This is a genomic window from Simplicispira piscis, assembly GCF_054783455.1.
This window is the reverse complement of the sequence record NZ_BAAGQN010000002.1, coordinates 24,409-36,955: the sequence shown is the minus strand read 5'-3', so window position 1 is coordinate 36,955 and position 12,547 is coordinate 24,409. Positions and strand designations below refer to the sequence as shown.

General features: G+C 57.5%; 12 protein-coding genes. All 12 read right to left on the bottom strand.

Annotation, left to right across the window (positions count from 1 at the left end):
- Nucleotides 1-14 precede the first annotated feature (14 nt).
- From ACYVOC_RS01115 to ACYVOC_RS01060, 12 genes are read right to left on the bottom strand one after another with little or no spacing between them, the layout of a single operon-like run.
- On the bottom strand, nucleotides 15-1,490 hold the full coding sequence (locus tag ACYVOC_RS01115) for an NADH-quinone oxidoreductase subunit M (RefSeq protein ID WP_116004208.1): 1,476 nt from the start codon (nucleotides 1,488-1,490) through the stop codon (nucleotides 15-17).
- Nucleotides 1,491-1,503: 13 nt separating this feature from the next.
- A complete protein-coding gene (nuoL, locus tag ACYVOC_RS01110; protein ID WP_461160589.1) occupies nucleotides 1,504-3,525 on the bottom strand; it encodes an NADH-quinone oxidoreductase subunit L in 2,022 nt (673 codons plus the stop codon).
- A gap of 27 nt (nucleotides 3,526-3,552) precedes the next feature.
- Nucleotides 3,553-3,861 (bottom strand): NADH-quinone oxidoreductase subunit NuoK, encoded by a 309-nt coding sequence (gene nuoK / locus ACYVOC_RS01105; protein WP_116004210.1) that lies wholly within the window; start codon nucleotides 3,859-3,861, stop codon nucleotides 3,553-3,555.
- Entirely contained in the window at nucleotides 3,858-4,526 is a 669-nt protein-coding gene (locus ACYVOC_RS01100) for an NADH-quinone oxidoreductase subunit J (RefSeq protein ID WP_116004211.1), read from the bottom strand. Before ACYVOC_RS01100 ends, nuoK begins: the two co-directional genes overlap by 4 nt.
- Before the next feature lie 44 nt (nucleotides 4,527-4,570).
- Nucleotides 4,571-5,080, bottom strand: a complete 510-nt coding sequence (gene nuoI / locus ACYVOC_RS01095) for an NADH-quinone oxidoreductase subunit NuoI (RefSeq protein ID WP_116004212.1) — start codon at nucleotides 5,078-5,080, stop codon at nucleotides 4,571-4,573.
- 15 nt (nucleotides 5,081-5,095) lie between these two features.
- Nucleotides 5,096-6,172 carry an NADH-quinone oxidoreductase subunit NuoH gene (nuoH, locus tag ACYVOC_RS01090; protein ID WP_116004213.1) on the bottom strand — a complete coding sequence of 359 codons (1,077 nt, stop codon included), beginning with the start codon at nucleotides 6,170-6,172 and terminating at the stop codon, nucleotides 5,096-5,098.
- Complete coding sequence (nuoG, locus tag ACYVOC_RS01085) at nucleotides 6,169-8,307, bottom strand: NADH-quinone oxidoreductase subunit NuoG (protein WP_116004214.1); 2,139 nt, start codon at nucleotides 8,305-8,307, stop codon at nucleotides 6,169-6,171. The genes nuoH and nuoG overlap by 4 nt, the downstream gene beginning before the upstream one ends.
- Nucleotides 8,308-8,322: 15 nt before the next feature.
- Nucleotides 8,323-9,678 (bottom strand): NADH-quinone oxidoreductase subunit NuoF, encoded by a 1,356-nt coding sequence (nuoF, locus tag ACYVOC_RS01080; RefSeq protein ID WP_116004215.1) that lies wholly within the window; start codon nucleotides 9,676-9,678, stop codon nucleotides 8,323-8,325.
- Nucleotides 9,678-10,166: an NADH-quinone oxidoreductase subunit NuoE gene (gene nuoE, locus ACYVOC_RS01075; protein WP_461160588.1), complete on the bottom strand. Its 489-nt coding sequence runs from the start codon at nucleotides 10,164-10,166 to the stop codon at nucleotides 9,678-9,680. The genes nuoF and nuoE overlap by 1 nt, the downstream gene beginning before the upstream one ends.
- Nucleotides 10,163-11,416, bottom strand: coding sequence for an NADH-quinone oxidoreductase subunit D (locus ACYVOC_RS01070; protein ID WP_116004217.1), 1,254 nt, complete (start codon nucleotides 11,414-11,416; stop codon nucleotides 10,163-10,165). The genes nuoE and ACYVOC_RS01070 overlap by 4 nt, the downstream gene beginning before the upstream one ends.
- A gap of 26 nt (nucleotides 11,417-11,442) precedes the next feature.
- The gene (locus ACYVOC_RS01065) at nucleotides 11,443-12,051 is read right to left on the bottom strand and encodes an NADH-quinone oxidoreductase subunit C (RefSeq protein WP_461160587.1); all 609 of its coding nucleotides are present in this window, start codon (nucleotides 12,049-12,051) and stop codon (nucleotides 11,443-11,445) included.
- A 10-nt stretch (nucleotides 12,052-12,061) separates the two neighbouring features.
- A complete protein-coding gene (locus ACYVOC_RS01060) occupies nucleotides 12,062-12,541 on the bottom strand; it encodes a NuoB/complex I 20 kDa subunit family protein (protein WP_005793239.1) in 480 nt (159 codons plus the stop codon).
- Nucleotides 12,542-12,547: the final 6 nt, after the last annotated feature.

Genomic DNA, 12,547 nt, shown 5'->3' with positions numbered 1-12,547 from the left:
TCAGTTCAGTCTGGTCAGTTCAGCTTGGACAAGGCCACATGCTTAAGCAGCTCGGCCACGGAAGCATCCATCACGTCGGTGAAGGGGCGTGGGTACAGACCCATATACAGCACGGCGAAGCCCAGCAGGGCCAGCACGAAAAATTCGCGGCTGCTGATGTCCAGCAGGGCTTTGACATTGCTGTTCCCGACCGGCCCCAGATACACCCGCTTGAACATCCACAGACTGTAGGCAGCACCCCAGATCAGCGCCGAGGCCGCAGCCAGGCCGATCCAGAAATTGGCTTTCACGGCAGCCAGAATCACCATCCACTCACCCACAAAACCCGCAGTACCCGGCAAACCGCAGTTGGCCATGGTGAACAACAAGGCAAAGGCAGCAAAATTTGGCATGGTGTTGACCACACCGCCATAGTCGGCAATTTCACGCGAATGCATGCGGTCGTACAGCACACCAATCGAAAGGAACATGGCAGCCGAGACAAAACCATGCGCGATCATCTGCACGATGCCTCCCGACACCCCCAGGTCATTGAAGACGAAGAAGCCCAGGGTCACAAAACCCATGTGCGCCACAGACGAGTAGGCCACGAGTTTTTTCATGTCCTTTTGCACCATGGCCACCAGACCCACGTAGACCACGGCAATGAGCGACAACGCGATCATCAACCAGGCCCACTCGCGTGAGGCATCGGGGGCAATGGGTAACGAGAAGCGCAGGAAACCATAGGCGCCGAGCTTGAGCATGATGGCGGCCAGCACAGCAGAACCACCAGTGGGCGCCTCGACGTGCACGTCAGGCAGCCATGTGTGCACCGGCCACATTGGCACCTTCACGGCAAAGGCCGCGAGGAAAGCAAAGAACAACAATGTTTGCGTGCGCCCATCCAGGGGGAGCGTATGCCAGGTGGCGATATCGAAGCTGCCTGCCGACTGGTTGTACAGGTAGATCAGCGCGATCAGCATCAGCAAAGAGCCCAGCAGCGTGTACAAGAAAAACTTGAACGCAGCATAGATCTTGTTCGGCCCACCCCAGATACCGATGATGAGATACATCGGAATCAGCGTGGCTTCGAAGAACACATAGAACAGCATTCCATCGAGAGCCGCAAAAACACCGATCATCAGGCCCGATAAAATCAGGAAGGCCCCCATGTACTGGTTCACCCGCACCGTGATCGACTCCCAGGAGGCAATCACCACGATGACGGTAATGAACGCCGTCAGGGGCACAAACCAGAACGAAATGCCATCTACACCAAGGTGGTAGAAGATGTTGAAACCTTCGATCCAGGGGGTTTTCTCAACAAACTGCATCGCTGCAGTGCCGAGCTTGAAACCCTCATAGAGCGGCAAGGTCACTGCAAACCCCGCCAAAGCACCAATCAGGGCCAACCAACGCACGGCCCCCGCATGCTTGTCGCTGCCAAAAGCCAGCAACAGCGCGCCGAACGCGATGGGCGTCCAGATAGCAAGACTCAACAAACCCATTTTTGTTCTTCTCCTACTTGTTGAGCAAGACGAAATACGTCATGAGCACGAAGATGCCCAAAATCATTACCAGAGCGTAGTGGTAGACAAAACCGGTCTGCACCTTGCGCACGATGCCGGCCACCCAACCCACAACCTTCCAGGAACCATTCACCAGCACACCATCGATCAAGGCCTGGTCGCCACCCTTCCACAGTCCAACGCCCAGTGCACGGGCGCCACGAGCGAGGATGTTCTCATTGATCCAGTCAAGGTAGTATTTGTTTTCCAGCAAGGTGTAGATCGGCTGGAAAGCGCGCTTGATGACAGCAGGCAAAGCCGGGTTGACCATGTACATGTAGTACGACAGGGCAACACCTGCCACCGCCAGCCAGAACGGCGCCGTCTGCAAACCATGCAGCGCCATGCCCACGGGGCCATGGAAAATCTCTGCCAGCTTGGCCATGGCAGGATGCAACGCCGTGTTGACGAAAATTGCATCCTTGAAAAATTCACCGAACAACATCGGCTGGATCGTCATGAAGCCGATCACGACCGACGGAATGGCCAGCAGCACCAGAGGCACCGTCACCACCCAGGGGGATTCGTGCGGCTCTTCATGGTGATGGTCGTCGTGACCATGACCTCCATGGTGGTGCGCATCCGGGTTTTGGTCAAAGCGTTCCTTGCCGTGGAACACCAGGAAATACAGGCGGAACGAATAGAACGCGGTAATAAAAACCCCGGCCAACACCGCAAGGTGTGCAAAACCTGCTGCCGGTAAATGGCTGAAATGCACAGCCTCGATGATGCTGTCCTTGGAGTAGAAGCCAGCGAACAACGGGGTGCCGATCAGCGCCAGCGATCCCAGCAGCGAGGTGATCCAGGTAATGGGCATGTACTTGCGTACGCCGCCCATCCAGCGGATGTCCTGGTTGTGGTGCATACCGATGATGACCGAGCCCGCAGCAAGGAACAACAACGCCTTGAAGAATGCGTGCGTCATCAGGTGGAACACGGCAACCGAGTAGGCGGAAGCACCCAAGGCCACGGTCATGTAGCCGAGCTGCGATAGCGTCGAATAGGCCACCACCCGCTTGATGTCATTCTGGATGATGCCCAGAAAACCCATGAACAGCGCCGTGATGGAGCCAATGATCAGAATGAAATTGAGCGCCGTATCGGACAACTCAAACAGGGGCGACATGCGCGCCACCATAAAGATGCCCGCCGTCACCATGGTAGCCGCGTGGATCAACGCAGAAATGGGGGTCGGGCCTTCCATCGAGTCGGGCAGCCAGACATGCAGCGGAAACTGCGCGCTCTTGCCCATGGCACCAATGAACAGGCAGATACAGACCACGGTGATCAGCATCCAGTCGGTGCCCGGGAACGACAGCGCACCCAACTCACCTGCCTTGCCAAACACCTCAGCGTAATTGAGGGTTCCAGCATAAGCCGCAATCAACCCAATGCCCAGAATGAAGCCGAAGTCACCCACACGGTTGACCAGGAAAGCCTTCATATTGGCAAAGATGGCCGAGGGCTTGTTGAACCAGAAGCCAATCAGCAGGTAGGACACCAAGCCAACGGCTTCCCAGCCAAAGAACAGCTGGAGCAGGTTGTTGCTCATCACCAGCATGAGCATGGAGAAGGTGAACAGCGAGATGTAGGCGAAGAAGCGGTTGTAACCGTCGTCTTCTTCCATGTAGCCGATGGTGTAGATGTGCACCATCAGCGACACAAAGGTCACCACACACATCATCATGGCTGTCAGCCCATCGACCAGAAAGCCGACTTCCATTTTCAGGCCACCCACCACCATCCAGGTATAGATAGTTTCATTGAAGCGGGCACCATCCAGCGCCACGCTCTTGAGGGTCATGGCAGAGAGGATGAATGCCGCCAGCACGCCCAGAATGGTAAGCGTATGGCTCAGCCGACGGCCGATCCAGTTGCCCCCGAAGGTCGTACCGAAAACACCGGCCAGCACGGCGCCCGCCAGCGGTGCCAGTGGAACGGCCAGTAGCGTTGAAGCAGAAAGGGTTTGACTCATTGTGGAGAACCTTGCGTGTCTGGCGTCTCAACCCTGCAGGGTGTCGAGAGCGTCCGCATTGATGTTGGACTTGTTGCGGAACAACAGAACCAAGATGGCCAAGCCGATGGCCGACTCGGCTGCAGCCACGGTCAGGATGAAGAAAACGAACACCTGCCCGTGCATATCGCCAAGGTAATGTGAGAAGGCCACAAAGTTCATGTTGACCGCCAACAGCATTAGCTCAATGGCCATCAGTAAAACAATGAGGTTCTTGCGATTCAGAAAGATACCAATGACAGCCATTGCGAACAGCATGGCTCCCACGGTCAAGAAATGTCCCAGCGTCGGTGTCATGCTTTTTTCTCCTCGGCAGCAGGCACGACTGGCGCACTTTCTGGTGCCTTTTGTGTGACCGCCATCTTGACCACCTGCAACCGATCGGCTGCGCGCACCCGGACTTGCATTGCCGGATTGATGGCCTTGCTCTCCTTGCGGTTGCGCAGGGTCAGCGCGATGGCAGAAATCATGGCCACCAACAGAATCACGGATGCAATTTCCACCGGATACAGATAGCGCGTATACATGAGTTGACCCAATGCCTTGGCATTGGAAAACGCAACCGCATTGCCTGCCGCATCGACCGCCGCCGCCATCGCCTTGGGTTCTTCAATGCCACGGAAACCGCCCATGAGAACTGCGGCCATTTCCAAGGCGATGAGCGCACCCACGGCGGCGGCCAAGGGAAAGTGTTTCCAGAACCCTTCGCGCAGACCCTCGACATCAATATCGAGCATCATCACGACGAACAGGAACAACACCATCACGGCTCCCAGGTACACCAGCACCAGGGCAATTGCCAGGAATTCAGCCTTGAGCAGCAGCCACAAGCCGGATGCTTGCGAAAACGCGAGGATCAGGTGCAACACGGCGTGCACCGGATTGCGTGCAGAAATAACCCGGAAGGCTGCATAAAGCAGCACGACCGAGAACAGATAGAAAAAACCAGTCTTGGCGTCCATGAATCGGTTCTTTGTAGAGGTCTGGCGTAGGGATGCGCGCCGCTTCAGCGGTACTTGGCGTCTGCGGCCTTGGCGGCAGCAATTTCGCCTTCATAGCGGTCACCCACGGCCAGCAACATGTCTTTGGTGAAATACAGGTCGCCACGCTTTTCGCCGTGGTACTCAAAAATATGCGTTTCGACGATGGAATCGACCGGGCAACTCTCTTCGCAGAAACCGCAGAAAATGCACTTGGTCAGGTCGATGTCATAACGGGTCGTCCGGCGTGAGCCGTCGTCGCGGACATCCGACTCGATGGTGATCGCCATGGCCGGGCAAACCGCTTCGCACAGCTTGCAGGCAATACAGCGCTCCTCGCCATTGTCATAACGGCGCAAGGCATGCAGGCCACGAAAGCGCGGAGAAACGGGTGTCTTTTCTTCTGGGAACTGCACTGTCACCTTGCGGCGAAAAGCGTAGCGACCTGTCAGGGACATGCCCTTGACGAGTTCAACCAGCAGAAAACTTTTGAAAAAGTCCCGGATGGAAAAAGATGCAGCAGCAACGGCAGCCATTCGTGTGTCCCCGCTTTATTTCCAGATGTTCCACGGCGAGAGCAACCAGCCCCCGACGATAAGCAGCCACACCAGGGTGACTGGTATGAAGATCTTCCAACCCAAACGCATGATCTGGTCATAGCGGAACCGGGGGAAGGTGGCGCGAATCCAGATGAACATGGATACCACCACAAAGGTTTTAATACCGAGCCAGATCCAGCCGGGGATGAAGTCCAGTGCGGCCACCGGCGAAAGCCAGCCTCCCAGGAACATCAGCACCGCCAGAATCGACACCAGCCACATGCTGGCATATTCAGCCAGAAAGAAGATGGCAAAGCCCATGCCCGAATACTCGACCATGTGGCCCGCCACAATCTCGGCTTCGCCTTCAACAACGTCGAACGGGTGGCGGTTGGTCTCAGCCACGCAGGAGATCAGGTAGACGATGAAAATGGGCAGCAGCGGCAACCAATTCCAGGACAGGAAAGAAACGCCCATGCTGGCAAATGTTCCCTTGTTCTGGCCCATGACGATTTCGGTGAGATTCATGCTGCCCGACACCATGATGATGACCAGGAAACAGAAACCCATCGCAATTTCGTAACTCACCATCTGCGCCGAAGCACGCATGGCGCCGAGGAAGGCGTATTTCGAATTGGACGCCCAACCTGCAATGATCACGCCATACACCTCAATGGAAGTGATGGCCATCACCAGCAGCAAACCTGCATTGACGTTCGTGAGGGCTGTTTCGGGGCCAAAAGGAATCACGACCCAGGCAGCGAGTGCCGGCATGATGGCCATGATGGGCCCCAGCACAAACAATCCTTTGGAAGCTGCAGATGGCTGGATGATTTCCTTGGTCAGAAGCTTCACCGCATCGGCAATGGGCTGCAGCAATCCCAACGGCCCTACGCGGTTGGGGCCATGGCGCACCTGCATGAATCCCAGCAGCTTGCGCTCCCACAGCGTGAGATAGGCGACAGCGCCCATCAAAGGCAGCAGCAGAACAACGATCTTGATCAGAATCCAGAGCACGGGCCATGCAGTCCCCGTCCACCAACCCTGCGCAAGAAGGTTCAGACCAAAGTTGTAGATGGCATCAATCATGCTGGCGCTCCTTCACGGCCCAGACGGGCATCTGCCGTCAGCTGCAGGGAACTTGCACGCCGCACCAGCCCGTCGAGCTGGTAAATGGATGCCACCACGGGCTCGGCCACGGCGCCCGTTGCCACGTGCGGGGTGACCTGCGTTGCATTGCCCAACCGCTCGGCAGGCACTGCATTAACCAGCCCTGCACTCGCTCCAGTGGCTTTGGACAGCACATCCTGGGATGTCTCAAAGTCAAAGCCCGGCAGATCCATCAAATTGGCCAGCACGCGCAACACTTTCCATGCCGGGCGTGTTTCGCCCAGGGGGCGAACAACTGCATGGAAACTCTGCAAGAGCCCCTCGGCATTGACAAAGCTGCCAGAAGTTTCCGTGAAGGGGGCAATGGGCAACAGTACGTCGCTGAATTCCATATTGGTCTTGAAGGGGCTCAGGGTGACCACCATGTCCACCTTGGACAAAGCAGCAACCGCCTGAGCGCCAGCAGCGCTGTCATATACGGGTTCATTGTTCAGCAAGAACAAGCCCTTGAGCCCACCCTCCAACATCTGGGCGGCGTTCAAGCCTCCCTTTCCGGGCATGGCATCAACCCACTGCGCACCAACCGTGTTGGCGGCTTCGGTGAGATAACCCACCGTAGCGCCTGTTTGCGCGCCAATCCAGTTGGCCAGTGCCAGCAGACTTGTCGCCTGCGCATGGTGCGCAGCGGCGTTGCCCAACAGCACAGCCTTGTGCTCTCCAGACAGCAACGCCAAGGCAATCGCACGTGCGGTTTCGTTGTCCGAGCGCCCCTCATTCACGGGAGCAGTAACGCCTTTTTCCTGGGCCACGACCGCAGCAACGTCGGCCAGGGCATGCGCCCAAGCGCCGGGCGCGGCCAACAGTGTCTGCGCAACGGGCATAGCCCAGTCACGCGCTACTGCATCAATAGCCATGACCGTACAACCCTTGCGGGCTGCCTGGCGAATGCGCTGCGCAAATAAAGGATGGTCTTTGCGCAGAGAAGAACCCACGACCAGCACCGATTGAAGTGTGGACAGCGACGCAATCGACCGGCCCAACCAGCGCACACCCTCGGGCGCGGTGAAGTCGGCATGGCGAAGACGGTGGTCGATATTGCTGCTTCCCAGGCCGCGCACCAGCGCACCGGCCAGGTACAACTCTTCCAGCGTGCTGTGCGGACTCACCAGTGCACCGATGCTCTGGGCGCCCTGCTCTTTCTGTATGCACCGCAGGCCATTGGCCACATATTCCAGGGCCGTCTGCCAATCCACCTCGGCCCATTCGCCACCCTGCTTGAGCATGGGGTGCATCAGGCGTTCTTCGCTGGCAAGAGCCTCGTACGAAAAACGGTCCCGATCGGCGATCCAGCATTCGTTGACGTCTTCATTCTCGAACGGCAGGACACGCATGACCTTATGGTTCTTGACCTGAACGATCAGATTGGCGCCTGTGGAGTCGTGCGGACTGACAGACTTCCGGCGCGAAAGCTCCCAGGTGCGGGCGCTGTAGCGGAAAGGCTTGCTGGTCAGCGCACCGACCGGGCAAATATCGATCATGTTGCCCGACAACTCTGAATCAATGGTGTCGCCCGCCACCGTGGTGATCTCGGAGTGCTCACCCCGATGAATCATGCCCAGTTCCATGACGCCGGCGACTTCCTGGCCAAAACGTACGCAACGTGTGCAATGGATGCAACGGGTCATTTCCTGCATGGAAATGAGCGGACCGACATCCTTGAAGTGCACTACGCGCTTTTCTTCTTCGTAGCGCGTAGAAGATGCGCCGTAGCCCACGGCCAGATCCTGCAGCTGGCACTCGCCACCTTGATCGCAGATGGGGCAATCCAAGGGATGGTTGATCAGCAAAAACTCCATGACCGACTTCTGGGCCTGGATGGCCTTGTCGCTCTTGGTACGCACGATCATGCCCTGGGTGACAGGGGTCGCGCATGCTGGCATGGGCTTGGGCGCCTTCTCCACATCCACCAGGCACATACGGCAGTTGGCGGCGATGGACAGTTTCTTGTGGTAGCAGAAGTGGGGAATATAAGTGCCTGCCTTCTCGGCTGCATGCATCACCATGCTGCCTTCGGCAATTTCCACTTTCTGACCGTCAAGTTCAATTTCAACCATATGCTTTTCTCGCGATCAGGCAGAAGTTGCGGCCTGAGGATTCGGTTTCCGGATCATTGCAGCGAACTCCGGCCGGTAATGCTTGAGCATGGCTCGTACAGGCATCGCTGCCGCATCCCCCAGGGCGCAGATGGTGCGTCCCATGATGTTGCTCGCCACGGAGTCGAGCACGTCCATGTCGGCGGGTCGTCCGTCGCCACGGTGAATGCGATCCACGAGGCGCCACAGCCACCCTGTACCCTCACGGCAGGGCGTGCACTGACCGCAGGACTCGTGCATGTAAAAATAGGAAAGACGCTTGAGCGACTCGACCATGCAACGGCTGTCGTCCATGACAATGACCGCGCCTGAACCAAGCATCGAGCCAGCCTTGGCGATCGAGTCGTAGTCCATGGTGCATTCCATGATGATCGACGCGGGCAGCACGGGCGAAGAAGAACCGCCAGGGATCACCGCCTTGAGCTGCCTACCTTTACGCACGCCACCAGCGAGCTCCAGCAACCGAGAAAACGGCGTACCCATCGGAACCTCGTAGTTGCCTGGGCACTCCACATCACCGCTCACCGAGAAAATCTTGGTTCCACCGTTATTGGGCTTGCCACAGGCAAGGTAGGCAGCGCCACCATTGCGAATGATCCACGGCACGGCCGCAAAGGTTTCGGTGTTGTTGATCGTGGTCGGCTTGCCGTAGAGGCCAAAACTGGCCGGAAACGGCGGCTTGAAGCGGGGTTGACCCTTCTTGCCTTCCAGCGACTCCAGCAAAGCTGTTTCCTCGCCGCAAATGTAGGCACCAAAACCATGGTGTGCATGCAGTTGGAAGGTAAAGCTGCTGCCGAGAATGTTGTCACCCAGATAACCGGCCGCACGGGCCTCTTCCAGGGCCGCCTCGAAGCGCTCGTATACCTGGAAAATTTCTCCGTGGATGTAGTTGTACCCCACCGTGATGCCCATCGCGTAGGCCGCAATGATCATGCCCTCGATGACGGAGTGCGGGTTGTACATCAGGATGTCGCGATCCTTGCAGGTGCCCGGCTCTCCCTCATCGGAATTGCACACCAGGTACTTCTGACCAGGAAACTGGCGGGGCATGAAGCTCCACTTCAAACCCGTGGGGAAACCGGCACCGCCGCGACCGCGCAGGCCTGATTCCTTGACGGTCGCAATGACCTGGTCCTGCGTCAGCGCTTCGCCGCCGTTTTTGCCGAGCATCGTGCGCAGGGCTTGATAGCCACCGCGTGCCTCGTAGTCCTTGATACTCCAGTTCGAGCCATTGAGGCCCGCATAGATCTGGGGCTCGATATGGCGGTCATGAAAACAGGTCTCAATACCGGCGGCCTGAAATTGCAAAAGCACCTGGGTTGCCGTGGTCATCACTTGCCCTCCGCTGCGCGCAGGCTATCGACCAACTGATCGAGCTTATCGTTGCCCATGAAGCTACACATGTGGCGGTCGTTCACCAGCATCACAGGCGCATCGGCACAGGCGCCAAGGCATTCGCATTGTTGCAGGGTGAACAAGCCGTCCTGTGTGGTCTCACCCATCGAGATCCCCAGCTTGTGCTCCAGATGCTCCAGCGCCTTGCCGCCTTCGCGCAGCAGGCATGGCAGATTGGTGCAGACGTTGAGTTTGTACTTGCCCACTGCATGCTGGTTGTACATGTTGTAGAAGGTCGTCACTTCGTGGACGGCAATCTGCGGCATACCCAGGTAGTCGGCAATTACCGCCTCGCTGGCCTCGCTGACATAGCCCTGCTCCTGCTGGACAATGGCAAGGCAGGCCATGACGGCGGACTGCTTCTGGTCGGCCGGGTATTTGGCCACTTCACGCGCAAAACGCGCCTTGGTCGCTTCAGAAATCATCGGTCAATTTCTCCGAACACGATATCCATGGTGCCAATGATGGCAACCACGTCGGCCAGCATGTGGCCTCGGGCCATTTCATCCATGGTTGCCAGGTGTGCAAACCCTGGTGCGCGGATCTTCAGGCGGTATGGCTTGTTGGCACCGTCGCTCACAAGGTAAATACCAAATTCTCCCTTGGGGTGCTCCACGGCGGCATAAGCCTCACCTTCAGGCACATGCATCCCCTCCGAGAACAGCTTGAAATGGTGGATCAGGTCTTCCATGCCTGTCTTCATCATCTCGCGGCTCGGTGGTGCGACCTTGTGGTTATCAGTAATCACCGGGCCGGGGTTGGCACGCAGCCAGGCAATACATTGCTGAATAATGCGATTGGACTCGCGCATTTCCTGCACGCGCACCAAATACCGGTCGTAGCAATCACCCGTCTTGCCCACAGGCACATCGAAATCGACCCGGTCGTACACTTCGTAAGGCTGGGTTTTGCGCAGATCCCAAGCAATACCGGAGCCACGCAGCATGGGGCCGGTCATACCGAGATTGAGTGCGCGCTCTGGCGTAACCACACCCACCCCCACGGTACGCTGTTTCCAGATCCGGTTGTCTGTCAGCAGCGTTTCATATTCATCCACGTAGCCGGGAAAACGGCGGGTGAAGTCCTCAATGAAATCAAGCAGGGAGCCCTGGCGGTTCTGGTTGCGTTGCTCCAACGACTTGGCATTGCGCACCTTGCTCGCCTTGTACTGCGGCATGCTCTCGGGCAGGTCGCGGTACACGCCGCCCGGACGGAAATACGCCGCGTGCATGCGCGCACCCGACACAGCCTCGTACATATCGAACAGGTCTTCACGTTCGCGAAAGGTGTAGATCAGAATGGTCGAGCTACCACAGTCATTACCGTGCGAACCCAGCCACATCAGGTGGTTCAGCAGGCGCGTGATTTCGGAAAACATCACCCGGATGTACTGCGCCCGAATAGGCACTTCAAGACCCAAAAGCTTTTCGATGGCCAGGCAGTACGCATGCTCGTTGGACATCATGGACACGTAATCCAGTCGATCCATATACGGAAGCGACTGAATGTAGGTTTTGTGCTCGGCCAACTTTTCAGTGGCGCGGTGCAGCAATCCAATGTGCGGATCGGCGCGCTGCACAACCTCGCCATCGAGCTCCAACACAAGGCGCAATACACCGTGGGCTGCAGGGTGTTGCGGCCCCAGATTCAGGGAATAGTTCTTGATTTCGGCCATGGTTCACCGCAGAAGACCGTCAGGTCTCAGTGCAGTCCTCCGTATTTATCTTCGCGAATGATGCGCGGAGTGATTTCGCGCGGCTCGATGCTGACCGGCTCATAGACCACTCGGCGCTGGTCTGCGTCGTAACGCATCTCGACATGGCCCGAGAGAGGGAAATCCTTGCGGAACGGATGGCCGATAAAGCCGTAGTCGGTCAAGATACGGCGCAGATCATTGTGACCGTCGAACACGATGCCGTACAAGTCGAACGCCTCGCGCTCATACCAGTTGGCCGATGCCCACAGCCCGGTCACCGAAGGCACCACGGGGAAATCATCCTCAGGGCAGAACACCTTGACGCGCACGCGCTGGTTCAGGCTGACCGACAACAAATGGTTTACAACACAATAGCGCGCGCCTTCGGCCTCACGGTCGCCATAGGCTGAATAATCCAAACCGCACAAATCCACCAGTTGCTCAAAATGACAACCGGGCGCATCGCGCAGCAACTGCATGGCTTCGAGGTAATTGGCAGCAGGAACCACCACCGTGAGCTCGCCCAGCGCAATGTGCGCTTCGCGGATTCTGTCACCCAGCACCGCCATGATGGTGTCTTTGAGCTCTTCGGGGCGAATGGCAAAAGTTGTCATGGAACCCCCTTCAGGCACGCGCAATAGTATTGGTGCGGCGAATCTTCTGCTGCAGCTGGATGATGCCGTAAATCAGCGCCTCTGCCGTAGGCGGGCAGCCCGGCACATACACATCCACCGGAACAATACGATCACAACCGCGCACCACCGAATAGCTGTAGTGGTAGTAGCCACCACCATTAGCGCATGAACCCATGGAGAGCACCCACCGTGGCTCGCTCATCTGGTCGTACACCTTGCGCAGCGCAGGCGCCATCTTGTTGCACAGGGTACCGGCCACAATCATCAGGTCGGACTGGCGGGGACTGGCACGAAACACTTCAGCGCCAAAACGGCCAATGTCATAGCGCGCAGCCGCCGCATGCATCATCTCGACCGCACAACAGGCCAAACCAAAGGTCATGGGCCAAAGCGAACCTGTCTTGGCCCAGTTCACCACCGAGTCGTAACTCGTGGTGATAAAGCCTTCCTTCATTACGCCTTCAATCATTGCGTC

Coding starts and splice junctions, on each gene's coding strand:
- nuoE (WP_461160588.1), bottom strand. CDS start 10,166: ATGATTTCTGAAGCGACCAAGGCGCGTTTTGCGCGTGAAGTGGCCAAA.
- ACYVOC_RS01060 (WP_005793239.1), bottom strand. CDS start 12,541: ATGATTGAAGGCGTAATGAAGGAAGGCTTTATCACCACGAGTTACGAC.
- nuoL (WP_461160589.1), bottom strand. CDS start 3,525: ATGAGTCAAACCCTTTCTGCTTCAACGCTACTGGCCGTTCCACTGGCA.
- ACYVOC_RS01100 (WP_116004211.1), bottom strand. CDS start 4,526: ATGGACGCCAAGACTGGTTTTTTCTATCTGTTCTCGGTCGTGCTGCTT.
- nuoG (WP_116004214.1), bottom strand. CDS start 8,307: ATGGTTGAAATTGAACTTGACGGTCAGAAAGTGGAAATTGCCGAAGGC.
- nuoK (WP_116004210.1), bottom strand. CDS start 3,861: ATGACACCGACGCTGGGACATTTCTTGACCGTGGGAGCCATGCTGTTC.
- nuoF (WP_116004215.1), bottom strand. CDS start 9,678: ATGACCACGGCAACCCAGGTGCTTTTGCAATTTCAGGCCGCCGGTATT.
- nuoH (WP_116004213.1), bottom strand. CDS start 6,172: ATGATTGATGCCATCTACAACTTTGGTCTGAACCTTCTTGCGCAGGGT.
- ACYVOC_RS01115 (WP_116004208.1), bottom strand. CDS start 1,490: ATGGGTTTGTTGAGTCTTGCTATCTGGACGCCCATCGCGTTCGGCGCG.
- ACYVOC_RS01070 (WP_116004217.1), bottom strand. CDS start 11,416: ATGGCCGAAATCAAGAACTATTCCCTGAATCTGGGGCCGCAACACCCT.
- nuoI (WP_116004212.1), bottom strand. CDS start 5,080: ATGGCTGCCGTTGCTGCTGCATCTTTTTCCATCCGGGACTTTTTCAAA.
- ACYVOC_RS01065 (WP_461160587.1), bottom strand. CDS start 12,051: ATGACAACTTTTGCCATTCGCCCCGAAGAGCTCAAAGACACCATCATG.